At 67.5% G+C, this 22,368-nt stretch carries 22 protein-coding genes and 1 pseudogene; 19 read left to right on the top strand and 4 right to left on the bottom strand.

Going from position 1 to position 22,368, the window contains the following annotated elements; genetic code table 11:
• Positions 1 to 88: 88 nt before the first annotated feature.
• From GVV77_RS00115 to GVV77_RS00085, 7 genes are all read left to right on the top strand, one after another.
• Positions 89 to 955, top strand: coding sequence for an AraC family transcriptional regulator (locus tag GVV77_RS00115; protein WP_159615236.1), 867 nt, complete (start codon positions 89 to 91; stop codon positions 953 to 955).
• Positions 956 to 1,157: 202 nt separating this feature from the next.
• Positions 1,158 to 1,724 (top strand): hypothetical protein, encoded by a 567-nt coding sequence (locus GVV77_RS00110; protein WP_159615234.1) that lies wholly within the window; start codon positions 1,158 to 1,160, stop codon positions 1,722 to 1,724.
• A 78-nt stretch (positions 1,725 to 1,802) separates the two neighbouring features.
• Positions 1,803 to 2,582, top strand: coding sequence for a 5-oxoprolinase subunit PxpA (gene pxpA, locus GVV77_RS00105; RefSeq protein ID WP_246199544.1), 780 nt, complete (start codon positions 1,803 to 1,805; stop codon positions 2,580 to 2,582).
• A gap of 32 nt (positions 2,583 to 2,614) precedes the next feature.
• A complete protein-coding gene (locus tag GVV77_RS00100; RefSeq protein WP_159615232.1) occupies positions 2,615 to 2,851 on the top strand; it encodes an acetyl-CoA carboxylase in 237 nt (78 codons plus the stop codon).
• Complete coding sequence (locus tag GVV77_RS00095; RefSeq protein ID WP_159615230.1) at positions 2,851 to 4,212, top strand: acetyl-CoA carboxylase biotin carboxylase subunit; 1,362 nt, start codon at positions 2,851 to 2,853, stop codon at positions 4,210 to 4,212. The genes GVV77_RS00100 and GVV77_RS00095 overlap by 1 nt, the downstream gene beginning before the upstream one ends.
• Positions 4,209 to 5,111: a 5-oxoprolinase subunit B family protein gene (locus GVV77_RS00090; RefSeq protein ID WP_159615228.1), complete on the top strand. Its 903-nt coding sequence runs from the start codon at positions 4,209 to 4,211 to the stop codon at positions 5,109 to 5,111. Before GVV77_RS00095 ends, GVV77_RS00090 begins: the two co-directional genes overlap by 4 nt.
• Positions 5,101 to 6,072, top strand: a complete 972-nt coding sequence (locus GVV77_RS00085) for a 5-oxoprolinase subunit C family protein (protein ID WP_159615226.1) — start codon at positions 5,101 to 5,103, stop codon at positions 6,070 to 6,072. Before GVV77_RS00090 ends, GVV77_RS00085 begins: the two co-directional genes overlap by 11 nt.
• Positions 6,073 to 6,103: 31 nt before the next feature.
• On the opposite strand, the gene GVV77_RS00080 is transcribed toward GVV77_RS00085, so the two are convergent.
• Positions 6,104 to 7,165, bottom strand: coding sequence for a LacI family DNA-binding transcriptional regulator (locus GVV77_RS00080; RefSeq protein WP_159615224.1), 1,062 nt, complete (start codon positions 7,163 to 7,165; stop codon positions 6,104 to 6,106).
• 441 nt (positions 7,166 to 7,606) lie between these two features.
• On the opposite strand from GVV77_RS00080, the gene GVV77_RS00075 reads away from it, so the two are divergent.
• Genes GVV77_RS00075 through GVV77_RS00050 form a run of 6 tightly spaced genes read left to right on the top strand, consistent with a single transcriptional unit; the run spans position 7,607 to position 12,760 of the window.
• On the top strand, positions 7,607 to 8,662 hold the full coding sequence (locus GVV77_RS00075; protein WP_159615222.1) for an asparaginase: 1,056 nt from the start codon (positions 7,607 to 7,609) through the stop codon (positions 8,660 to 8,662).
• A 3-nt stretch (positions 8,663 to 8,665) separates the two neighbouring features.
• Positions 8,666 to 9,550 carry a polysaccharide deacetylase family protein gene (locus GVV77_RS00070; RefSeq protein WP_159615220.1) on the top strand — a complete coding sequence of 295 codons (885 nt, stop codon included), beginning with the start codon at positions 8,666 to 8,668 and terminating at the stop codon, positions 9,548 to 9,550.
• A 1-nt stretch (position 9,551) separates the two neighbouring features.
• On the top strand, positions 9,552 to 10,946 hold the full coding sequence (locus GVV77_RS00065) for an MFS transporter (protein ID WP_159615218.1): 1,395 nt from the start codon (positions 9,552 to 9,554) through the stop codon (positions 10,944 to 10,946).
• Positions 10,930 to 11,697, top strand: coding sequence for an SDR family NAD(P)-dependent oxidoreductase (locus tag GVV77_RS00060; RefSeq protein ID WP_159615216.1), 768 nt, complete (start codon positions 10,930 to 10,932; stop codon positions 11,695 to 11,697). The genes GVV77_RS00065 and GVV77_RS00060 overlap by 17 nt, the downstream gene beginning before the upstream one ends.
• The gene (locus tag GVV77_RS00055) at positions 11,697 to 12,395 is read left to right on the top strand and encodes an SDR family NAD(P)-dependent oxidoreductase (RefSeq protein ID WP_159615214.1); all 699 of its coding nucleotides are present in this window, start codon (positions 11,697 to 11,699) and stop codon (positions 12,393 to 12,395) included. The genes GVV77_RS00060 and GVV77_RS00055 overlap by 1 nt, the downstream gene beginning before the upstream one ends.
• A 23-nt stretch (positions 12,396 to 12,418) precedes the next feature.
• Entirely contained in the window at positions 12,419 to 12,760 is a 342-nt protein-coding gene (locus GVV77_RS00050; protein ID WP_159615212.1) for a hypothetical protein, read from the top strand.
• A 49-nt stretch (positions 12,761 to 12,809) separates the two neighbouring features.
• Here the strand turns inward: GVV77_RS00050 and GVV77_RS00045 are convergent.
• Positions 12,810 to 14,321, bottom strand: a pseudogene (locus tag GVV77_RS00045) (MFS transporter); the annotation flags it as partial.
• A 601-nt stretch (positions 14,322 to 14,922) separates the two neighbouring features.
• Here GVV77_RS00045 and GVV77_RS00040 point away from each other — a divergent pair.
• From GVV77_RS00040 to GVV77_RS00020, 5 genes are read left to right on the top strand one after another with little or no spacing between them, the layout of a single operon-like run.
• Entirely contained in the window at positions 14,923 to 16,116 is a 1,194-nt protein-coding gene (locus tag GVV77_RS00040; protein WP_159615208.1) for a 2-keto-3-deoxygluconate permease, read from the top strand.
• A gap of 6 nt (positions 16,117 to 16,122) precedes the next feature.
• Positions 16,123 to 17,553 (top strand): four-carbon acid sugar kinase family protein, encoded by a 1,431-nt coding sequence (locus GVV77_RS00035; RefSeq protein ID WP_159615206.1) that lies wholly within the window; start codon positions 16,123 to 16,125, stop codon positions 17,551 to 17,553.
• Complete coding sequence (pdxA, locus tag GVV77_RS00030; RefSeq protein ID WP_159615204.1) at positions 17,550 to 18,596, top strand: 4-hydroxythreonine-4-phosphate dehydrogenase PdxA; 1,047 nt, start codon at positions 17,550 to 17,552, stop codon at positions 18,594 to 18,596. The genes GVV77_RS00035 and pdxA overlap by 4 nt, the downstream gene beginning before the upstream one ends.
• Positions 18,597 to 18,625: 29 nt before the next feature.
• Entirely contained in the window at positions 18,626 to 19,681 is a 1,056-nt protein-coding gene (locus GVV77_RS00025; RefSeq protein WP_159615202.1) for a GntR family transcriptional regulator, read from the top strand.
• The gene (locus tag GVV77_RS00020) at positions 19,678 to 20,568 is read left to right on the top strand and encodes a CPBP family intramembrane glutamic endopeptidase (RefSeq protein WP_159615200.1); all 891 of its coding nucleotides are present in this window, start codon (positions 19,678 to 19,680) and stop codon (positions 20,566 to 20,568) included. Before GVV77_RS00025 ends, GVV77_RS00020 begins: the two co-directional genes overlap by 4 nt.
• A gap of 225 nt (positions 20,569 to 20,793) precedes the next feature.
• Here GVV77_RS00020 and GVV77_RS00015 read toward each other — a convergent pair whose 3' ends face one another.
• Together GVV77_RS00015 and GVV77_RS00010 are read right to left on the bottom strand one after the other, a co-directional pair.
• Positions 20,794 to 21,291, bottom strand: a complete 498-nt coding sequence (locus tag GVV77_RS00015; RefSeq protein ID WP_159615198.1) for an SRPBCC family protein — start codon at positions 21,289 to 21,291, stop codon at positions 20,794 to 20,796.
• Complete coding sequence (locus GVV77_RS00010) at positions 21,288 to 21,629, bottom strand: ArsR/SmtB family transcription factor (protein WP_159615196.1); 342 nt, start codon at positions 21,627 to 21,629, stop codon at positions 21,288 to 21,290. The genes GVV77_RS00015 and GVV77_RS00010 overlap by 4 nt, the downstream gene beginning before the upstream one ends.
• Positions 21,630 to 21,870: 241 nt before the next feature.
• Here GVV77_RS00010 and GVV77_RS00005 point away from each other — a divergent pair.
• On the top strand, positions 21,871 to 22,368 hold a 498-nt coding region (locus tag GVV77_RS00005), incomplete at its 3' end, for a hypothetical protein (RefSeq protein WP_201293143.1).

Below are 22,368 nucleotides of genomic sequence, written 5' to 3'. Positions count from 1 at the left end.
CGCGACACGGAATGCGACTGCATCGGACCGCAATAGTCGGGTGCGCGCCTGCGCTGACGGGCAGGCTTGACGCTGAAGGGGGAAAACCGTGATCGCAGCTCTGAACCAACTCGTCGGACTCATTGAAGACCATCTCACCGAGGACATCGACATCACCGGCCTGGCGGGCAGTCTTGGCACGACGGAATACCACCTCCGCCGGATGTTCTCCTCACTCGCCGGCATGCCGTTGTCCGAATATGTTCGGCGACGCCGCATGGCGGTCGCCGTTGCGGAGGTCCTCGGAGACGGCGATCTGCTGGGAATCGCGGTGCGCTACGGGTATGGCTCCACTGAGGCATTCAACCGCGCCTTTCGAGCGGTGCACGGCGTCAGCCCCGGCGACGTGCGCCGTTCCGGTGGCCCCCTTCGCACACAACCGAAGCTCAGGTTCCGCCTGACCGTTGAAGGGAACACACCCATGGACACCCGCATCACAGATCGTCCGGCTTTCCGACTCGCAGGCGATTCGACTCGTGTGCCACTCATCCACCACGGCGCCAATCCCGCCATCGAGGCCCATATCGCTTCACTGCCCGCAGCCGAACATCTCCGCCTCAAGGAAATGAGCAGCACCGAGCCGGCGGGACTGCTCCAGGTGACTGCTGATGTGGACCCCGACTACACCGAGGGCAGCGAGCTGATCTACCTCCACGGCGTCGCCGTCGGTGAAACTACTCCCGTGCCCGGGGACCTCACCGTCATCGAGGTGCCGGCCGGCGTCTGGGCCGTGTTTCGCACCACGGGCCCGTACCCGGCGGCCCTGCAGGAAACGTGGGCGGCGACCGCCGCCGACTGGTTCCCTTCCAACCCCTGGCGGTTGAGGCCCGGACCCTCGATGGTTGCCGTCATCGACCGCGCCCCCGACTTCAGCACCGCAACTTCGGAGTTATGGCTGCCCGTGGAACGCGCCTAGCCATCGCGGCGCCCCATTCTGTCGCGGGTTTCGACGAACAGGTATAACGTCGCGGCCACCGCTCCGAAACCCACAAGGACACTGCGCCAGAGGCGGAACAGCAACCGGCCGACCCTTCACGGTACCTAATCCTGAGCGAAGATCACTTGATGTAAATATCGGCGAAATGCCCCAAGATGAAGCCATGGCTGAAAGAGCAGGCATGAGCGAGATAAGCCCAACGGACAGTGTCAGCTTCACCGAGCAGCTCTCCGGCTGGCTCGAACTGCCCTTCCGCCAGGCTGCGGTGCGCCTGGTGCTCCGTGCCTCGATGCCCGGCTGGGAGGCGTTCCGCACCGACCCGCACCACCGGCTGGACGTCGATGGGACGATCGACATCGACGGGTTCGCCACCGCTCGACCGGTCACCGGCACGCTTGCACTGTTTCCCGACGACGCCGGGGCTGCCGTCGAATACTCCCTCTCCTTCTCCAGCGACGACCACGTCGACCTGCATCTGCGGGGCGCCAAGGCCCAGCGGCCGGGCAGCCCGCGCGCACTCTGGTACGACTTCACCACGACACGCTTCGAGCTGACCGCCCCCGATGGCACAGCATTACGGGGGCTCCTCCGCACCCCGACACCGCAGGCGCTCCGGTGCTTTGCCTCGCTGCGGGCCACCGCGGAGTCGGTGCCGCTGCGTCTCGGGGCCCTGGGCCGGCTCGGCGTCCACTTCACCGCCGGAGCGGTCAAGGGACTGCTTCCCGACCGTCGGGTGACCCGGCGCTGAAACAGCACATCCTCACCGAATTTTCAAAGCCCCTCCACCCACTGACACCGGGTGGACTACGGGTCTAGCGTAAGGCGCATGACTGATGCACAATCCGGCGTCACTCAGGCACTGACGCCCACCATCAACTCCGACATGGGTGAATCGCTTGGCCTTCACTCGTTCGGCAATGACCTGGCCCTGATGGAACTTGTCGACTCGATCAACGTCGCGTGCGGCTTCCATTCGGGGGACCCGGACGCCATGGCCGACACCGTCTCCGCAGCCGCCTGCCGGGACCTCGGCATCGGGGCCCACCCCGGCCTGCCGGACCTCGTCGGCTTCGGCCGGCGGGAGATGAAGCTGACCCCCAATGAGGTCGAACACCTGATGCTCTACCAGGTGGGCGCGCTCTCGGCCTTCCTGCGGCGGGAGGGCGTCGACCTTCACCACATCAAACCCCACGGCTCCCTCTACGGCATGCTGGCCCGCGACCATCACCTGATGCAGGCCGCCGGGAAGGTCGCAGCCCTCTACGGGGTGCCCTTCTACGGCCTGGCCGGCACCCAGCACCAGGTGGTGTGCGAGAGCCTCGGCATCGAATTCATCGGCGAGCTCTACGTTGACCTCAACTACGGCCCCGAGGGTCAGCTGATCATCCAGCGCAGGCCCGAGCTCACCGACCCGGCAAAAGCGGCCGAACGCGTCCGCCGGGTGCTCGACGACGGCCTCGTTGAAGCCTCGGACGGCACGCTCCTGCGCATCGACTTCACCAGCATCTGCGTGCACTCCGACGCCCCGAACTCACCGGAGGTCGCCGCCGCCGTGCGCGAGGTGCTCTCCGATGCCGGTCGGCCCCAGGAGCCTGCCTCCGCCTGAATCCACTCTCCCCGCTCGGAAGGATCCGCACCATGGCTGACATCATCTCCCCGCTCCCCGGTATTTTCTACCGGAAGCCCGCCCCGGACAAAGAGCCCTTCGCCACCGAGGGGGATCGCATTGAGGCCGGCCAGGCCATCGGCATGGTCGAGATTATGAAGCAGTTCTCCGAGGTCCGCAGCGAGGTCAGCGGCACCCTCGAGAGCTTCGCCGTCGAAGATGCAGGAGCCGTGAACCCGGGCGACGTAATCGCAGTGGTGGCCGAGTAATGACCTTTTCCAAGCTCCTCATCGCCAACCGCGGCGAGATCGCCGTGCGGATTATCCGCACGGCCCGTGAGCTGGGCCTGCAGACGGTGCTGGCAGCCAGCGAACCCGACGCCACCTCCTACGCCGCCGATCTTGCCGACGAGGTGGAGGTGATCGGCCCCGCCGCGGCGGGCAAAAGCTACCTCAATGTCGAGGCGGTGCTCGGGGCCGCCACGGCCACCGGGTGCGACGCCGTCCACCCCGGCTACGGCTTCCTCTCGGAGAACGCCGCGTTTGCCCGCGCCGTCGCCGACACCGGAATGACCTGGATCGGCCCGGCCGCGGACGCCATCGTACTGATGGGCGACAAGTCGCGGGCGCGCCAGGCAGCGGAGGACGCGGGCGTCCCCACCTTCCGCGGCAGCCACGGCAGCCTCTCTCCGGACGACGACGCCGCCGCCATCGCCGAAGAAGTCGGCTATCCGCTGGTGGTGAAGGCATCAGCCGGCGGCGGCGGACGCGGGATCCGCCTTGTCACAGGTCCGGAGGAACTCGAATCAACCCTGGGAATGGCCCGGGCGGAGGCCCAGGGTGCCTTCGGCGATGCGTCGGTGTACCTCGAGCAGTTCGTTTCCGCCGCCCGGCACGTTGAGGTGCAGATCCTTGGCGACGGCGAACACGTGATCCACCTTGGCGACCGCGACTGCTCCCTGCAACGGCGCCAGCAGAAGGTCGTCGAGGAGGCACCCGCCCCGGGTCTGCCCGAGCCGGTGCGGACCAAGATCCTTTCGTCCTCCATCGAACTCGGGAAGCTGTGCACCTACAGCGGCCTTGGCACCGTCGAGTTCCTCTACGACCCGGTGTCCCACGAGGCGGCCTTCATCGAGATGAACACGCGGCTGCAGGTCGAGCACCCCGTCACCGAGATGATCACCGGCCTCGACCTCGTCCGCGAGCAGATCCTCGTGGCGCGCGACGGTGTGCTCCGCCTGTCCCAGCAGGACGTCACCTTCAACGGCCACGCATTCGAGTTCCGGGTGAACGCCGAGGACCCGGCGAGCAACTTCCTGCCGAGCCCGGGCACGCTGTCCCGCCTCGACTGGCCCGGCGGCCCCGGCATCCGGGTGGACTCGGGCGTCGTCACCGGCTCAGTCGTCGCCCCGTTCTACGACTCGCTGCTGGCCAAGCTCATCGTGTGGGACTCGCGCCGGGAGGACACCATCGCCCGTTCGCTCCGGGCCCTCGGCGAGCTTCGCATCGAGGGCGTGAAGACCACCCTGCCCCTGCTGCAGGCGGTGCTTGCCCGCAGCGAGGTGCGCGACGTCGTCCACTCGACCAAGTTCATCGAATCGACCCCCGAGCTACTGGGAGTGACCCCATGACAGACACCGCGGTCCAGCGGACCGATGCCCGCTACACCTGGGGCGGGGACGAGTTCCTGTTCGTTGAGATCGCCGAGGCCATGAGCCTTGCGGCGAACTATAAGGCGAACGCGATGGCGGCACTCCTGACCGAGCGCTCCCTGCCCGGGGTGACCGACATCTGCCCGGCGAACGCGTCGCTGCTTCTCCGTTTTGACCCGGACATCCTCCCCCCGGACCGGCTGGAGCGCGAAGTGCGCGGCGTTGAGGACGAGGTGGCGCACTCGAGCCACCAGACGCTCGACACCCGCATCATCGAGGTGCCGGTCTGGTACGACGACCCTTACACGCGGGAGACCGGGGCGCGCTTCCGCAAGGGGCACCAGCGCCCCGAGGGCACCGACCTCGACTTCGCTGCCGAGGAGAACGGGCTGGACTCCCCCGCCGAGTTCATCCGGCGCCACCACGAATCGCCCTGGCTCGTCTCGATGGTCGGGTTCGTTGCGGGGCTGCCCTTCATGTTCCAGATCGTGCCGCAGAAGGATCAGCTGGAGGTGCCCAAGTACCTGAGCCCGCGCACCGACACCCCGGCGCTGACGGTGGGCCACGGCGGCTGCTTTGCGTGCATCTACTCGGTGCGGGGGGCCGGCGGGTACCAGATGTTCGGCATCGCGGCGGCGCCGATCTTCGACCCGGCCCAGCGCCTCGGAGACTTCCGGGACTTTATGATCTTCTTCCGCCCCGGCGACATCGTGAAGTTCCGGCCCGTCGAGGAGGCCGAGTACCGGGACATCCAGGCGCAGGTCGACGCCGGCACCTACACCTACCGTCAGGCACCGGTGGTCTTCGACCTCCAACGGGCGCTCGATGACCCCACCGCCTACAACAGAGACCTTCTGGAGCGCCTTCATGGCCATTAATATCCTCGAACCCGGACTCGCGACGACGGTGCAGGACCAGGGACGGCCCGGCTACTACAACGTCGGCATCCCGCAGGGCGGCGCGATGGACTCACTGTCGGCCGAGATGGCCAACGCACTGGCGGGCAACACCGCCGCCGAGGCGGTCCTCGAATGCACCTACCTGGGCCCCAAGTTCACCACCGACGCCGACGCGGTGATCGCCGTCGCCGGCGCGCCCGTCGACCTCAAGGTCAACGGGGAGCCGCAGCCGCAGTGGTCCCGGCTTGAACTCGCCGCAGGCGATGAGGTCTCCTTCGGCATGCTGCGCGGCGGAACCCGGTACTACGTGGCCGTGCAGGGCGGGATCGACGTTCCGGTGGTCCTGGGCAGCCGCTCAACCTACACCCTCGGTGCGGTGGGGGGCTTCGAAGGCAGGGCCCTGAAGGCCGGGGACGTGCTGCCCGTCGGGGAGGCACTGGACGTCGGAACCGGCGGGGCGGAGAAAACCGAGCTCGAGGAGGCGCTGCGGCCCTCCTTCGACAAGGAGGCTACCGTCCGGGTGCTGCCCGGACTCTACGACCACCGCCTCACCGAGGAAGGACTCGACACCCTCCTGAGCGCCACCTGGACGCTGACACCGGTCGCGGACCGCACCGGGCTGAGGTACTCCGGGCCCGACATCGCCTGGAAGCCGCGCGCCCAACCATTCGGTGCGGGCTCCGATCCGTCGAACATCGTTGACGCCGGGTACGCGGTGGGTTCGATCCAGATCCCCGGCGGCAAGGAGCCGATCGTGCTGCACCGCGATGCCGTCTCCGGCGGCGGCTATGCGATGGTCGCCACGGTGATCAGCGCCGACATGGACCTGCTGGCCCGCAGCGCCCCTGGCACGAAGACCTCGTTCCGGGCCGTCACCCTCGAGGAGGCGCTGGCGGCACGGGCCGAGGGGCGGAAGGTGCGCTCGCAGATCTGGGGCTGATCCGTTTCCCCGGAGTTCGGGCCGCCCTGCCCTACCCCACGAGCGCATTGCGGGCAGCCGGCGCCGTGGCTGCGCTGCTCTCCCGAACGAAAAGCTCGGGCGTCAGGCGGAGGGACTCAACCTGCTCCCCGGCGATTACCCGACGCAGCAGCTCAACGGCCCTGCGTCCGATCTCAAGCATCGGCGAGCGCACCGAGGACAGCGGGATGGGAAGCTGGGCAGCCAAGGAGGTGTCGTTGAATCCGACGACGGCGATGTCCTGTCCCACGGTGAGCCCATGGGAGCGGATGGCACCCATGGCGCCGATGGCGGCGAAATCATTCACGGCGAAGACGGCGGTGGGGATTCTGCCCCGGCGGGCCAGGAGGGTTTCGGCGGCTTCGCGGCCGCCCTCGGTGTCGAACCGGGACCAGACGATGTCCGCGTCGGAAATCTGCCCGCCCAGTTCGTGCCAGCGCTGGCGGAAGCCGGCCGTACGGTCAACCGCGGTGCTGGCATAGGGCTCGCCGGCGATCACCGCCACGGACCGGTGCCCGGTCTCCCACAGATGGTCGGCCACGAGCTTTCCGCCGAGGGTGTCATCGCAGGTTGAGGACGGAAAGCCCGGGTACCTGCGGTTCATCAGCACGAAAGGGATGTGCCGTGCCGAAAGTTCCTGGACCAGTTCGCTGCCTGCGTGGATGTCACCGAGGATCAGTCCGTCCACCCTGCGTGCCAGCATGATCTCGGCCTTGCGGCGCTGCTCCTCGGGGTTGTCGTGGGAGTTCATCACGAACGTGGAGTACCGGGCCTCGGCCGCGGCCTCCTCGACCCCCTCGTACATGGTGGCGAGGACCAGGTCGGAGAGGCGGGGAACGATCACCCCGAAGGCCTTCGTCCGGCGGGTGCGCAGGCTTGCGGCTCCAGGGTCGGGCGAGTAGCCGCGTTCCCGAGCCAGTTTCCGGACCCGCTCGGCGGTCGCCGAGGACGCCGCTCCGCGGGCAATCTCCGAGGTCGAGTGAAGCACCCGCGACACCGTCGAGGGGTGGATTCCAAGTTCGGCGGCCAGGTCCTTCAAGGTGATCGGTTGTCGGCCTGTTCCCTCTGCGCGCATCGTGTTCCTCCCCCGTTGCGTTCGATCTTTCAAGCATGAACCTGTTGGAGACATTTCGGTTGACGAGACCCAGATCACATTTTAGGGTAAATTCCACGCCACCCAAACGATTGGGTAACTGCGGAGCAGGACCGGCATCTATCCAGCTGTCGGGCCGTTCCGCAGCCCCGACTGCCGTTCCGCCTCCGCTTTCGCTTCTTAGCACCCGTGACGGCCACCGGCCCCGGTCCCAGGACCGCCGCCGACCGACCGATTCGGCACCCGCCGATCGCCGCTCCCGAGCCACCCCGCTCCCGAGCCTCCGTTTCCCCGTCCCTGTCAGCGGCTCACTGCATCCAGTGCACCTCGGACAGTTCACCGCAACGAATGCGGCACCCGAACTGCGGCACCGAATTCCTGCACCCTCCTCACCACCGCCATCACCGGAAACCCGGAGGTGAAATGAGCACCACCCATTCGCCCCATGTGGCGCTGCTGGCGACGGGCGGCACCATCGCCTCGCGCAGCTCGGACGCCGCCGGCGGTGCCGCCCTGGCCGCCGACACCGGGAACGCGCTGCTCTCCAGCGCCGGAAACGGCACCATCCCCGTGCGGGTGGTCGACGTCATGACGAAGGGCTCCTACCTGCTGACCTTCCCCGATCTGCTCACCATCTGCACCGCCATCGAAGGCACCCTTGCGGACCCCGGCGTGCTCGGCATCGTGGTGACTCACGGAACCGACACCACCGAGGAAACCGCCTACCTCGCCCACCTCACCCAGGACGATTCGCGTGCCGTTGTCTTCACCGGAGCACAGCACACAGCGGACCACGACCACCCGGACGGCCCGGGCAACCTGCGCAGGGCCCTCGCGGTCGCTTCCTCACCCGCTGCCGTCGGGCAGGGCGTGCTCGTTGCCTTCGCTGGGAACGTCTTCCGGGCCGCCGGGGTGCGGAAGGCCCACACGGTGAATGCGCATGCCTTCGGCACCCCCGACCTCGAACCGGCGGGCACCGTGAGCGAGGACGGGCAGGTCGAGCTGCGGCCCGCCCCGCCGGTCTACGAGCCGCTCCCCCTGCCGCCGGCGGGGGCGGACCCCGCGCGGGTCGACGTCGTTGCCTCCCATCCGGACGCGGACGCCGCCCTCCTGCGGGCAGCCCTCGCGGCCGGCGCGCGGGGAATCGTGCTGCAGGGAACCGGGAACGGCAATGCGAACCCCGCCATCTGCGCGGCCGTGGCGGAGGCCACGGCGGCCGGCGTCGTCGTCGTCGTCAGCACCCGCGTCCATGCCGGGCCGATCATGCAGGTCTACGGCGGCGGAGGCGGAAAGGACCTCCACGCCGCGGGGGCGATCCCCTCGGGACTGTTGCGCCCGTCGCAGGCCCGGATCCTGCTCCAACTGCTCCTCACGCTCGGAATGCCGCCACAGCGGATCGCCGAGCAGTTCTCCCGGCGCGGAACCCTCGTGCCGCATGCGGCTGTCCGTCCTCCGTTATCCACCCCGTCGAAAGGCTGACCCATGACCAAGAACATCCAACTAGCATTCGGCGTGGACGTCGACGCCGTTGCAGGCATGCTCGGATCGTACGGGGGCGAGGACTCTCCCTGTGACATCTCCCGCGGGCTTTTCAGCGGCGAGGTCGGCGGGCCGAGGCTCGTGCGCCTCTTCGAGAAGCACGGCCTCCCATCGACCTGGTTCATCCCCGGCCACTCCCTTGAAACCTTCCCCGAACTCACCCAGCTGGTCGTCGACGCAGGCCACGAGATCGGCGTCCACGGCTACTCCCACGAAAACCCGATCGCCATGACCCGTGAGCAGGAGACGGCGATCCTCGATCGGTCGATCGAACTGATTGAGAAGGTCTCGGGGCGCCGGCCCACCGGCTACGTCGCCCCCTGGTGGGAGTTCTCACCGGTCACCAACGAGATCCTCCTGGACCGGGGCATCAAGTACGACCACTCCCTGATGCACAACGACTTCGAGCCCTACTACATCCGCGTCGGCGACAGCTGGAAGAAGATCGACTACGGCCAGCCCGCGGAAACCTGGATGGAGCCCCTGAAGCGCGGGAAGGAGACGGACCTCGTCGAGATCCCGGCCAACTGGTATTTGGATGACCTCCCTCCGATGATGTTCATCAAGGCCGCCCCCAATTCGCACGGATTCGTGAACCCGCGCCACCTCGAGGAGATGTGGCGCGACCAGTTCGACTGGGTCTACGCCGAGATGGACGAGGCGGTCTTCACCATGACCATCCACCCCGACGTCTCGGGCCGCCCCCAGGTCCTGCTCATGCTCGAGCGCCTCATCCAGCACTTCAACTCCCACGAGGGAGTCAGCTGGCACACCTTCGATGAAATTGCCGATTCATTCCTCGCCCGGAGCCCCCGAAAGGAAAGCTGAAATGTCCACCCAAGAGGCAGGCGTCGACCTCTCGACGCCCACGGGAGACGAAAAGCGCCGTTTCCCGTCATTCACCAAGAAGAACACGACGACGGCGACCATCCTCGCCCTCCTCGCCTGGACCGTCGCGGTCTTTGACTACGGCCTGTTCGGCACCCTCCTGCCCGCCATGCAGGAAGAGTTCGGCTGGACCGCACCGGAGGCGTACGCCATCAACACCTGGATCGCCGTCGGTACGGCAATTGTCTGCTTCGGCATCGGCCCGGTCATCGACCGGCTTGGGCGGCGCAAGGGCATGATGGTCACCGTGGGCGGCACCGCCGTCGTCTCCGGTCTCACCGCCCTGATCCCCACCGGGCTCGGCGCCCTCAGCAACACCCTGCTCGTGTTCGTCCGCTCCTTCGGCGGCCTCGGCTTCTCCGAGCAGGCGGTGAACGCCACCTACATGAACGAGGTCTACCAGGTCACCGAGGACGAGCGGAAGCACAAGCGCCCCGGCTTCCACTACTCGTTCATCCAGGGCGGCTGGCCGCTGGGCTTCCTCCTCGCGAGCGCCCTGGCCCTCGTGTTCCTCCCCCTCTTCGGCTGGCGCGCCCTCTACATCATGGCGACCATCCCGGCCTTCATCATCGTGTTCGTCATTTCGAAAAAGCTCAAGGAGACCCCCCAGTTTGAGCTCCACCACCGCCTGACCGAGCTCGAGAAGACGGGCAAGACCGATGAGGCACACGCCCTGGCCCGCAGCTTCGGCGTCGAGCACTCCTCCACCGCTCCCCTGAAGCGCATCTGGGAACCGGAGCTGCGGCGGAACACCATCATTTTCTCGCTCGCCTGGATCCTCAACTTCTTCGGCATCGCCATCTTCAGCGTCCTGGGAACCTCGGTACTCGCCAACGCCAAGGGTGTCGAGCTCTCCACGGCGTTCTGGCTGCTGATCGTCATCAACCTGCTCGCCTACTTCGGCTACGTGTTCCACGGCTACGTCGGTGACCGCTTCGGCCGCAAGCGCACCATCATCGTCGGCTGGATCATCTCGGGGCTGTCGTTCGCCGTCATGCTGAGCCCGCTGGTTGAGAGCCCGTTCCTGATCATCCTGACCTACGGTACGGGCCTGTTCTTCCTCGTGGGCCCGTACGCGGCCATCCAGTACTTCATGGCGGAGTGCTACCCCGTCAGCTGCCGGGCTACCGGCCTTGCCTTTATCGGGGCAATGAGCCAGCCGGGCACCATTCTCGGCGGCGCGCTGTTCACGATCATCGCCACGGCCGCCGGCACCGGTGCCGCGGCCCTCTGGGTCGGCGCCCTGGGCACCCTGCTCTCGGGCTTCATGATGATGGGCGCCAAACACGTCGACGCGGTCATGCGGGAGGAGTCACCCCATGACATCCCAACCTGAGGTCGCGATCATCACGGGTGCGGCGAGCGGCATCGGGCGCGCCCTTGCAGTGCACTACGCGCAGCGTGGGACGGTGTCGATCATCGGCACCTTCCCCGGGGATCCCCACGACCCCGAGCAGACTCTCGACGCGGTGAAGCACGCGGGCGGAATGGGGATCATCCACGAAGTGGATGTCCGTTCCACCGAGTCGGTCGATGCGTTTGCCGAGCGTGCCATCGCCGAGTACGGCAGGCTCGACTACGCCATCGCCAACGCCGGCATCCTGCGCAACGCACCGCTGCACGAGCTGTCCGACGACAAGTGGGACGACATGCTCAACGTCGACCTCACCGGGGTGCTGCGCACCCTGCGGGCGGGCTCACAGCGGATGAACGACGGCGGCGCGCTCGTGGCGGTGTCCTCCATCGCCGGCGGCGTTTACGGGTGGGAGGAACACGCCCACTACGCCGCCGCGAAGGCCGGCGTTCTGGGGCTGGTGCGCAGCGTCGCCGTCGAACTCGGACCCCGGAAGATCCGCGCCAACGCGGTGATCCCGGGGCTGATCGAAACTCCGCAGTCGCTCGATCCGGTCAACTCGCTGGGTCCGGAGGGGCTGGAGCGTGCGGGCAAGGACATCCCGTGGGGCCGGGTCGGCCGGCCGGAGGAGGTGGCCAGCGTCATTGGCTTCCTCACCTCGGAGGCCTCCCTTTACGTCACGGGGCAGGCGCTCATCGTCGACGGCGGGCTGACCGTGAAGATGAGGGCCTGATGTTCGAGGGGCGCGGGGTCGTCGTCACCGGCGGTGGCAGCGGGATCGGGGCCGCCATCGCCGAGGCGTTCCGGGCCGGGGGCGCCCGGGTGGCGGTGCTCGACCGCACGGCGGCGGAAGGCACGATCGCCGTCGACGTCGCCGACGAGCACAGCGTCGCCCGGGCATTCGCTACGGCCCGGGAGGATCTGGGGCAGGTGGACGTCCTGGTGAACAGCGCCGGACTGCTCACCGAGTCGCCGCTGCAGGACATGGGCCTCGACCAGTGGAACGAGACCCTCGCCGTCGACCTGACGGGCGTCTTCCTGTGCTGCCGGGAGGTGGTGGCGGAGATGCGGGAGCGGAAGTGGGGGCGCATCATCAATATCGCCTCGCAGCTGGGCATCAAGGGTGGAACCGGGCTGAGCCACTACAGTGCCGCGAAGGCCGGCGTGATCGGCATGACCAAGGCCCTCGCCCTTGAGGTCTCGGGAGACAACGTGCTGGTGAACTGCATCGCGCCCGGGCCGATCGGGACTCCACTAGTGGACGGCATCTCCGAGGACTGGAAGGCCGCCAAGCGGAAAGAGCTGCCGCTTGGCCGGTTCGGCACGCCGGAGGAGGTCGCGCCCACCGCGCTGCTGCTGGCGAGTGACCCGGGCGGGAACCTCTTCATGGGGCAGACCCTCGGGCCCAACTCAGGCGACGTGATGCCGTGAGCCTCCCGGGAAAGGGGTGAACCATGTGTGGAGCGTGCGGCAGGACCATCGCCGCCGATGACGTCGTCGGACCGGTGCGCACGCTGCGTCAGCATCTCCTGGTCGCCTCGGCAGTCAACGCCTTCTGCGCTGGGCTGCCGGGGGTTCCCCGCATACTGGCCGCCGGGGACTCCTGGCAGCTCCGGGGCGCCACCGGGAACGTCATCCGGTGTGACACCGTCACGGACCTGTGGGCTGCCGTCGCCGCCGAGTGTTCCGCTTCGGCGTTTCCCCGGCTGGCCGTGCGTCTGGAGGCGCAGCGGGCCGCGGCCGAGGGACTGACGCGGCGGGTGATTGACGCCGGGCTCCTGCGGTTCTCCCCCTGACGCGCACCCCCTTTCGGCAGGCTCCGCTCTACGCCTCCGGATCCTTCGATTCCCGGGCCGGCTCCATGTCGACGGTGCGCCGCAGCGGCCGTTCCTGAATGAAGAGCACGCAGACCAGGGCGAGGACTGCGAAGCCGGCCGTGATCAGGAAGATCAGCGCGGTGCTGTCACCGTAGGCGGCCCGGATGATCTCGGCGACCGGTTCCGGCAGGTTCACGAGGTCGAGGCTTCCTCCGGCCGCACCGGAGGGGTCGGCTGGCACTCCCGCCGCCGCAAGGCCCTCGGTGGTCCGGTTGGTGACCTGCGTGCCGAGGATGGCGCCGAGCACAGCGACCCCGGCCGCGCCGCCGATGGAGCGGAAGAACGCGACGGAGGCGCTGGCGGAACCGACATTCTTCAGCGCCACGGTGTTCTGGACGGCCAGGACGAGGTTCTGAAGCATCAGGCCAAGGCCCATGCCGAACAGGAACGTGTAGACGCCAACGAGCCGGAGGTCGGTGAGGTGGTCGATAGTTCCGGAGAGGCCGAGCCCGGCGATGAGGAAGACGGCTCCAAGGATGAGGAACCGCTTCCACTTGCCGAACCGGGACACGAGCTGTCCCGCGCCGACGGAGCCGATGAGGTTGCCGGCGATCATGGGCAGGGTGAGCAGGCCGGCCTCGGTGGGCGTTGCGCCGCGTGCCACCTGGTAGTACTGGCCGAGGTAGGTCGAGGACGCGAAGAGTGCGATTCCGACGGCAATGGAGGCGAGAATGGCAAGCGCCGTCGTGCGCTCGGAGATGATCTTCAGCGGGATGATGGGCTCGGCCACCCGGGTCTCGACGAGCAGCAGGAGCCCGAGCAGGACGACGCTGCCGCCGACCATCGCGGCACTCTCCCAGGAGAACCATTCGTAGTATCCGGCCTTGCCGGCGAAGGACACCCAGATCAGCGCGAGGCTCACGCCTGCGGTGAGGAGAATTGAACCGACCCAGTCGATGCTGACCTTGCGGCGGATGTGGGGAAGCTTGAGGGTGAACTGCAGCAGGATCAGGGCGACGACGGCGAGCGGGACGCAGACGAAGAAGGTCCAGCGCCAGCCCAGGGGCGAGTCGACGATGAAGCCGCCGAGCAGCGGCCCACCGGCCGTGGCGACGGCCATGACGCCGCCGAGGTAGCCCGAGTACCGGCCGCGTTCGCGTGGCGGGATGATGGTGCCGATGACGGCCATGGCCAGTGCCGTGAGGCCGCCCATGGCGATGCCCTGGATGACCCGGGCCGTCAGGAGCACCGGGATGGTCGAGGCAAGGCCGGCCAGTACCGAGCCCGCGACGAAGATCACGATGCTGAGCTGCACCATGAGCTTTTTGTCGAACAGGTCGGCGAACTTTCCCCAGATAGGGGTGGTAGCTGCGTTGGCCAGAAGCGCTGCCGTGATGACCCAGGCGAAGTCGGTCTGGGAGCCGTTGAGGTCGGCCATGATCGTGGGCAGGGCGTTGGCCACGATGGTGCTGCTGAGGATGGCCGTGAACAGTGCCGCGAGCAGTCCGGTGAGGGCCTGCAGGATCTGCCCATGCGACATGGAAGTCGACTCGGTTGGCGGGATTCCAGCCGCCGCGTCGGGCGTCGAATTTGAGGTTGGGTGTGCCGTTGAATGTGCCATGGTGCTTCCGTGATTGCCGACGGGGAGTCGGTGGTGGCTGGCGGTCGTCGTTGCCCGTCGGGGGGGGTCCTGCAGCGTTGGAGATTCGTCGCCGAGCCCGTTGTGGATGTGGCGGGCGCGGAGCGGGTGTGCGGTCTGGCGAAGGTGAAGGAGGTGGACTCGAAAAGGCGGAGTATCTCAGTCGGGCGGGACGCTCCCCTTCGGCGACGCTTCGATGTCCCTGTTCAGGGCCACCCAGAACCTACGGGCGGCGCCTCACCAGCCGCGAGGTAGTCCGCCCCTCGAAAGAGGCCGTCCACCTGAATCGTTGCTTACAGTAACTATAAACCTGGAGGGTGTGAGGGTCAACAGGGACCCGCGGATCAACAGTCACGGCGATTGGCAAGCTTTTGACGGCGTCATGGGCATGGACCTCAAGCCGTTGCATCGTCGAAAAGGCCACTTCTAGTGTTGGTACATCTTGTACGGACATTGGTGCCGGTGCCGGAAGGCGGCGGCCCGAGTAGAGAGAAGATTCGCCATGGCAGCCGAATCGCATCCCAAGTCCCGCGTCCCGCTGTTTGACGGAATGAACAGGATCCCCGGCGGTCTGATGCTCATTCCGCTCATCCTCGGCTCGATCGTGGGCACCTTCTTCCCCGGCTTCCTTGAGATCGGAAGCTTCACTACAGCACTCTTCGCGGAGTCGGCGCTACCGCTGATCGCGATCCTCATCTTCGCCACAGGGATGCAGATCACCGCGAAAACCTCCGGCCCGGTCCTCGCCACCACCGGAGTGATCCTGCTCTGCAAGACGATCATCCCCGCCGCACTCGTGGCGGGCCTTGGGTTGATTGTCGGCGTCGAGGGAATCCTCGGCATCTCGATCCTCGCCCTCCTCGCCTCCTTCGACAACAGCAACGGCGGCCTGTGGCTTGCCTTCACCGGCAGGTACGGCGACAGCCGGGACCGCGGCGCGTACATGGCCTCGGCCATCAATGACGGGCCGTTCTTCACACTGCTTTTCCTCGGCGCGTCCGGACTTGGTGAAATTCCGTTCCTTGCCCTGCTCGCCGCAGTCATCCCGCTGATCCTCGGATTCATCGTCGGCAACCTGGACCACCGCTGGACCGAGGTAATGCGTCCTGTGCCGAATATCGTGATCCCATTCTTCGCCTTTGCCCTCGGCACCGGCATCAACCTCGGCAATGTCCTTACCGGCGGCCTGGGCGGAATCTTCGTCGGCATCGCGGCAACCCTGATCACCGGAACGCTCGTGTACCTCGGCTACCGGTTCATGCTGCGCCGGGGCCGGAAGTCCGGCATCGGCATCGCCTCGGCGACGACCGCGGGCAACTCCATCGCGACTCCCGCGGTCGTGGCGGCGGCCGATCCAAGCTTCCAGCCGTTCGTCGAGGTGGCCACGGCACAGGTCGCTTCGGCTGTGCTCGTGACGGCGATCTTCGCCCCGCTGCTGGCTACTTTCGTACTCAAGCGCCAGGGCGGACTCGACGACGACGAAGACGCCCCCCTCTCCGAGGTGGGAACACAGACGACACCAGACGAGGTACACCCTCATGATGATGGCGCGACACAACAGAACGCCGCCGGAGCCGATGCCAGCCGCAGGAACGACGTCCCTGCGGCGGGTGATGCCGACGGCAGGGCACAAACCGCCGACACGGTGAATGGTGCCGAGAGCGTCCGGCGCCGGCGGCGTGAAACGAACGGGTGAGTCGCGGTGTCACCCATCGGTATCGCCCCTGCGGTTATCGGGATCGCCGCCGACGACCTCACCGGCGCCAATGACTCGGTGGTGCAGTTCGCCCGCGCGGGGTGGTCCTCCCGCCTCGCCCTGGGCGAACTTCCCCCAGAACCCGCGGAGCCTTCAAGCGCACTAGCGGTGGTCACCGATGCGCGCGCGCTCGGTGACGACGCCGCCTGCCGGGCGACGGCGGACGCCGTCGGGCATCTCGTCGGCGCGGGCGCGGATCACCTCTATCTGAAGGTCGACTCAACGATGCGGGGAAGCGCCGCGGCGCAGATCGACGGCGCCCTCGCCGAATGGAAGCAGCGGCACCCGGGCGCCTTTGCCGTCGTCTGTCCTGCGTACCCCGCGATGGGCCGCACGGTCGAGAATGGCCTGCTACGGGTCAACGGCGAGCCCGTGGAGAATACGCCGATTGGCAGGGACCCTGTGACTCCCGTCCGCACAGGCGCGATGCAGCAGCTGATTCCGGGAAGCACGGGCATTCGACTGCAGGGAAACTCAACGGCCGACCACATCGAGCAGTTGATGGGCGCAGCCGAGGCCGGATCCGGCATGGTGACCGTCGATGCGGTCACCGACTCGGGCCTCGAACTGCTGGCCGCTGCGATCAGCGAGCTGGGACCACGGGCATTTCCGGTGGGATCGGCCGGGTTGGCGGGGGCGATGGCCGCCGTGTGGGCGGGCAGTGCGGGCCTCCCTGCTGCGGCTTCGACACCGGACGGCGCCTCGAAGGGTGCTTCCACCGGTGCCCAGGAAGGCGTTGGTGTCGAAAGTGGCGACGTCGAACGTACCGGCGAAAGCGTCGCTGGCACCGTCCCGGACCCCGCCGCCGGCCGAGATGGCGGCGCCTCCCGGAACGGGCGAATCCTTATCGTGGTCAGCTCTCTCAACGACACCTCTCGGGCGCAGGTCAATCGGCTCATCGCCGAGCTCCCACCTGAGGAGCTTCTCGTTCTTCGGCCGGGGCTCGCCGTGGTAACCGACCGCCCGGCGCTCTCCGCCTGGATCGGCCGGCAGCTCGCTCCCTCCGGCGAGCTGCCCGGGGTAGTGATGGTCTTGTCTCCAATCGACCGCGCCTCCGACACCAGCGTGAGGGGAGTCGAGATCGCCGCAGGTCTCGCAGTCCTCGCCGGGAACGTCCTTTCGTGCGGCGACGTCGCGGCCCTCGCGCTGATCGGCGGAGACGGCGCCCGGGCTGTCTTGAGCGCCTGCGAAGCACGCTCAATCCTTATCTCGGGTGCCATCGAAGAGGGCGTTCCGGTCGGCGTCGTCGAGGGCGGTCAGGCCGCCGGAAAAACCGTCGTGACCAAGGCCGGTGGATTCGGGCAGCCGGATTCACTGGTGAGTATTGTTCGTAAGCTGCTTGAGTCCACCCCGTTGTCCAAGGAGGCACTTCCATGAGCATCCCCACCCTCGCGCTCACCCTCGGCGACGTCGCCGGAATCGGCCCTGAAATCACGGCCAAGTCACTGCTTGGCCACCGAGAACTGCGTGCGGAATGCCGGCCGATCGTCGTCGGGGATGAAGCGGCGATGCGCACCGGCGTCCTCAATGTCGGTGGCGATCCCGACACCGTCCGGGTGATCCGGTCGGTGCAGGAGGCGACGAATCAGCCGGGCACCATCGAACTGCTTCAGACGGGCCCCTCCCTCGCCGATGTCCGGCTGGGTGAACTGAGCCCGGCGGCCGGCGACGGCGCGTACCGGTATGTGGTCGAGGCCTGCAGGCTGGCCCGCGAGGGACTTGTGGACGGCATCGTCACGGCGCCGCTCAACAAGGCAGCCATGCACGCCGGCGGGCACAACTGGCCCGGGCACACCGAACTGCTCGCCCACGAGTTCGGGGTGAAGAACTTCTCCCTGGTGCTCTCCGCCGGTGACCTCTACTTCTTCCACCTCACCACCCACGTGTCCCTGCGCCGGGCGATCGAAGATGTCACACCGGAGCGCACGGCGAACGTTATCGATCTGGTCAACGCCTTCACCAGGGCTTTGGGCCGCCCGGAGGAGCCCATCGGTCTGGCCGGCCTCAACCCGCACGCGGGAGAGAACCGTCTGTTCGGCGACGAGGATGCCGACATCCTCGCCCCTGCCGTTGAAGCCGCCCGGGCCGCGGGCGTCAACATCAGCGGCCCGCTGCCCGCGGACGCCCTCATCCCGGCGGCGGTCAAGGGCAAGTGGAACATGGTGATCGTGTGCTATCACGACCAGGGGCATGCACCCTTCAAGGCGGTCTACGGCGACGACGGCGTCAATATCACCGTGGGACTGCCTGTGGTGCGGGTATCAGTCGACCACGGAACGGCCTTTGACATCGCCGGAAAGGGAGTGGCACGCGAAGCGAGCCTCGTTCTATCATTGCGGCGGGCGGCACAGCTGGCGCCGGGCTGGGACCACGTGTGGCGCACCGCGAGCACGAGCCAGGGGGTAGCTCCGCAGCCCTAGGCACACAGGACAGAGGGCGGCACGACCAGGTGAAGAATTCCAGCGCAGCCGGGCGGAAAGGCCCGGTCGACGCCGCGAATCCTCTGCCTCTGCACCGTCAGCTCAGCACCCACCTTCGGGCGCAGATCGTGAACCATTCGCTTCCACCCGGAACCGTGCTTCCAAGTGAGGCACGGCTTCAGGATCGCTACGGCGTATCGCGCTCGGTGGTGCGGCAGGCGTTGGGTGCCCTTGCTGCTGAGGGCCTGATCGACCGTGGCCGGGGCCGCGGAAGCACGGTGGCTCCCCGGCGTGAACATCACCGCCTGGTGCACCGCCTGACGGGCCTCTCAACCCAGCTCGCGCAGGCCGGTGTTCGGGTCGAAACGCGGGTCCTCTCCCTCTCGGTGCAGCCGGCGCAGGGTATTGCCGCGGCGCTGGGGACCGCCGAAGTCCTTGCCCTCGAGCGGCTCCGGTCGATTGACGGTACCCCGATCGCTGTCATCCACACCTGGCTTCCGCTGCCCCTCTGCGCTTCCCTCACGGCGGACGAGCTGACGGATGCCTCCCTTCACGCCGCTCTCCGGAGGAAGTACGGCATCGACATCGTCTCGGGGAAACGGCAGATCCGTGCGGCTCCGGCTGACTCGGACCTGATGGGCCTGCTCCGTATGGACGCCTCAGCCCCCGTGCTGCTGCTCGAAGGATCGAGTTTCGACACGGACGGCAGGCCCGTTGAAGTCTTCTCGACCTGGCATCACCCGGACCAGGTGGTGTTCGACATCGATGTCATCCAGTCCCCTGCCGACGTGGATCCGGCAACCCCTCGGGGCGCTGGGACGAGCGACCTCCTGCCCGGCGGCCGTGCCTGGTCGTCCAGTCTGGAACCGTCCGTCGGCCGGACCAACGAGCCAGCTCAACAAAACAACTCAGCTCAGCACAGCAGCTCAGCGCGGCCGGAGAAACCGGCGCCGGCAGCGGAACCCCTGTGGGGGAGGGCCGGTCCGCTGCCGGAGGACCTTGCCGCCCGCGCCCGCGACCTCAGCAGGGATCTCGCCCGGCTTGCAGAGGAACTTTCGGAGCGTGACCGCCGGAAAGGGCAGTGAGTGAAGGCATGATCGCGATCATCAAGCGCCATCCGCTCACCGCCCTGCTCGTATGGTTCTTCACCGTGGGGCAGCTGCTTGCCTTCCTTCCGCGCATCGCCGAAGCGCAGGGAGTGGAGCTCTCCGTGCCTCTCTTCGTCACGGCGAGCAACCTTCTCGGGCTCCTGCTGCCCGCACTCGTCCTCACCTGGCTGTGCGACGGACGCGCAGGACTTCGGGCCCTCCTGGACGGCATCCTCACCTGGCGGCGGAACCCTTGGTGGTACGTCTTCACCGTCGTCGTGGTCCCGCTGGGAGCCCTCGTTCTCGCGCTCCTCCTTGCGGGTCCGCCCGATGCCGCCGGGCCGGTCATTCCGGCGGCCCTGATCCAGCGCCTGGTGCTGCAGACAGTGCTTGGCCTCATCATCAGCAACCTCTGGGAAGAAGTGGCGTGGACGGGCTTCGTGCAGGTGCGGCTGCAGCAGCGGCACGGCGCACTGCGTGCAGCGCTCCTCACGGCCCCTCTCTTCGCACTGCAGCATGCCGCGCTCGTGGCGGGAGGGTCGTTCGCGGCAACGATCATCCTCCTGCTGGTGCTTACCCTGCTCGCGATTTCCTTCCGGGCGGTGACGGGCTGGCTCTACAACCGCACCTCGAGCCTGCTCCTCGTGGGGCTGTTCCATGCAGCGGGGAACGCGGCCGCGGTGCGGGAGTGGCCAGGGGACGGAATGCTTCCGTTGCTCTACCCCCGCGAGAACTTCGGACCGGTGCATCTCCTGGTCTCCGCCGCCGTCGGTGTCATCGTGATCGCCGCGACCCGGGGGCGGCTGGGCGCGGATCCCCGCCGTTTCCGGAGCACAGCGGCCGAGAGTGCAGTCGCGCGGGGCAGAGCCAACGGGAAGGGTTAGGCGATAGATGCGGATCCGGACAGGCGGGAGGGGGCCGAGATGCTGTTTCAGTTTCGACAGCCGCACGTCGTCGACGCGTTCCAGTTCCGTGCCGCCGTCGGGCCGGGCAGTGTCACTGACTACCGAACGCGAATCAGGCGGACGCTCGCCTGGTACCGCACCACTCCGCGTCGGGGCCTCCTTCCGTCCGGAAGCTGACGGAAACAGGCCCCGATCCACGCGCGCCTACTTGCTGTCGGCATGTTCCTGCAGGCGGGCAAGGATCTTGTCGAGGCGGTTGTTGCCCTCGACGACGCCGCCCTCCATACCGTTTTCGATCATGGCGTCGCGGGCCTCCATCGTCGGGTAGACGGCGTGGGCTACGGCGCGGGTCCGGCCTCCCTGGAGCTCTTCAAAGGTCACGCTCTCGATGCTGACGTAGCCGGGGGCGCCGAGGAACTCAAAGGTCTGGATGATCCGCTCCGGCGGGGTTGCCGAGTGGAAGACGCCGCGGAACCCATACTCGGTGCCGTCGGTGTCGCGGTGCACGAAGGACCAGGATCCGCCGTCGCGCACGTCATACTCCCCCAGTTCCATGGTGAGCCGGTCCGGGCCCTGCCACTGCACCACAAGTTCGGGGTCGGTGTAGGCGCGGTACACGAGGTCGCGTGGGGCGTCATACTCGCGGACGATGTCGATGAACGGGAGGTCGGGAACTGCAGTGATCACTGTTGCGTTGCTCATGATTCCTTCTCCTTGAGCGTGTCGAGCACAGTATCGAGGCGGCGGAATTGCCGCTCGACGGTGAGCCGGTGAGTGTCGATCCAGCTGGTCAATGCCTCCAGGGCAGCCGGATCAAGGTGGCAGGGACGTCGTTGTCCCTCCCGGGTACGGGTGATCAACCCTGACTGCTCGAGCACCTGGATGTGCTTCGAGACGGCCTGCTTGGTGATAGGGAACGGTTCAGCCAGTTCATTGACCGTCGCGGGCCCCCGGGACAACCGGGCGATGAGAGCCCGGCGTACGGGATCTGCGAGGGCGGCGAATGCCGAGTTGAGCTGCTCCTCGGATCCTCGGTTCATTATCCACCTGTCAGTTGATCAACCAACTGGTTGATAATTAAAACCTAGTCCTCTCCTCTGGAGGGGTCAAGGGGTTTTCCTTCTTTTTTCCTTGACCTACGGCATTCCGTCGACGCTCCAGAAGTGCACCCCGCAGCAGCGCCAGAAGCACGCCATGCCTGTGGATATCTCCCGGCCCACTGTTCCTCCACAATCGTCCTTCCCGGGGGTAAATAGAACACCAGTTCGATAGAATGGGGGTATGGCAACGGCACCGGTCGAGGAGCATGCGGGCACCGGGGAGTTTCTTTCCGATACCGGGGAGCTGCTCTCCGCGGTCCACGCCGGACTCTCGGGATTTGCCGCCGATTTTTCCGGGCGGTTCCTGCTGCTGGGGCGCCGGGAGGTGGCCGATACGGTGGCCCGCATCGAGGAGCTCTCCCGGATCGTGGACCATCTGCAGGTCCTGGGCGCCCATGCCGCCGAGCAGCACCGGCTGGCCTGTGCCGGGGACGGTCCGTGGCCCACTCCCGAGGACGGGCACTGGGCTGCTCCCGGGCCTGCTCCCGGCGGGCACTGGGCTGCTCCCGGGCCTGCTCCCGGCGGGCACTGGGCTGCTCCCGGGGCGGCTCCCGGCGGGCACTGGGCTGCTCCCGGCGCTGCTTCCGGGGCGGCTCCCGGCACCGGGCCCGGGGGCGGCGGTGCTGCCCGGGCGGAGTTTAGGGATACCGCCGATTACCTGCGGGGCCGGCTGCGGATC

This window comes from Arthrobacter zhaoguopingii (assembly GCF_009828605.1).
GTDB classification, from domain to species: Bacteria; Actinomycetota; Actinomycetes; order Actinomycetales; family Micrococcaceae; genus Arthrobacter_D; species Arthrobacter_D zhaoguopingii.
This window is presented reverse-complemented; position numbering and strand designations above follow the sequence as displayed.

What these genes read in the sequence shown, in the direction of transcription:
- GVV77_RS00110 (WP_159615234.1), top strand. Translation starts at nt 1,158, where the DNA reads ATGAGCGAGATAAGCCCAACGGACAGTGTCAGCTTCACCGAGCAGCTC.
- pxpA (WP_246199544.1), top strand. Translation starts at nt 1,803, where the DNA reads ATGACTGATGCACAATCCGGCGTCACTCAGGCACTGACGCCCACCATC.
- GVV77_RS00100 (WP_159615232.1), top strand. Translation starts at nt 2,615, where the DNA reads ATGGCTGACATCATCTCCCCGCTCCCCGGTATTTTCTACCGGAAGCCC.
- GVV77_RS00095 (WP_159615230.1), top strand. Translation starts at nt 2,851, where the DNA reads ATGACCTTTTCCAAGCTCCTCATCGCCAACCGCGGCGAGATCGCCGTG.
- GVV77_RS00090 (WP_159615228.1), top strand. Translation starts at nt 4,209, where the DNA reads ATGACAGACACCGCGGTCCAGCGGACCGATGCCCGCTACACCTGGGGC.
- GVV77_RS00085 (WP_159615226.1), top strand. Translation starts at nt 5,101, where the DNA reads ATGGCCATTAATATCCTCGAACCCGGACTCGCGACGACGGTGCAGGAC.
- GVV77_RS00080 (WP_159615224.1), bottom strand. Translation starts at nt 7,165, where the DNA reads ATGCGCGCAGAGGGAACAGGCCGACAACCGATCACCTTGAAGGACCTG.
- GVV77_RS00075 (WP_159615222.1), top strand. Translation starts at nt 7,607, where the DNA reads ATGAGCACCACCCATTCGCCCCATGTGGCGCTGCTGGCGACGGGCGGC.
- GVV77_RS00070 (WP_159615220.1), top strand. Translation starts at nt 8,666, where the DNA reads ATGACCAAGAACATCCAACTAGCATTCGGCGTGGACGTCGACGCCGTT.
- GVV77_RS00065 (WP_159615218.1), top strand. Translation starts at nt 9,552, where the DNA reads ATGTCCACCCAAGAGGCAGGCGTCGACCTCTCGACGCCCACGGGAGAC.
- GVV77_RS00060 (WP_159615216.1), top strand. Translation starts at nt 10,930, where the DNA reads ATGACATCCCAACCTGAGGTCGCGATCATCACGGGTGCGGCGAGCGGC.
- GVV77_RS00055 (WP_159615214.1), top strand. Translation starts at nt 11,697, where the DNA reads ATGTTCGAGGGGCGCGGGGTCGTCGTCACCGGCGGTGGCAGCGGGATC.
- GVV77_RS00050 (WP_159615212.1), top strand. Translation starts at nt 12,419, where the DNA reads ATGTGTGGAGCGTGCGGCAGGACCATCGCCGCCGATGACGTCGTCGGA.
- GVV77_RS00040 (WP_159615208.1), top strand. Translation starts at nt 14,923, where the DNA reads ATGGCAGCCGAATCGCATCCCAAGTCCCGCGTCCCGCTGTTTGACGGA.
- pdxA (WP_159615204.1), top strand. Translation starts at nt 17,550, where the DNA reads ATGAGCATCCCCACCCTCGCGCTCACCCTCGGCGACGTCGCCGGAATC.
- GVV77_RS00015 (WP_159615198.1), bottom strand. Translation starts at nt 21,291, where the DNA reads ATGAGCAACGCAACAGTGATCACTGCAGTTCCCGACCTCCCGTTCATC.
- GVV77_RS00010 (WP_159615196.1), bottom strand. Translation starts at nt 21,629, where the DNA reads ATGAACCGAGGATCCGAGGAGCAGCTCAACTCGGCATTCGCCGCCCTC.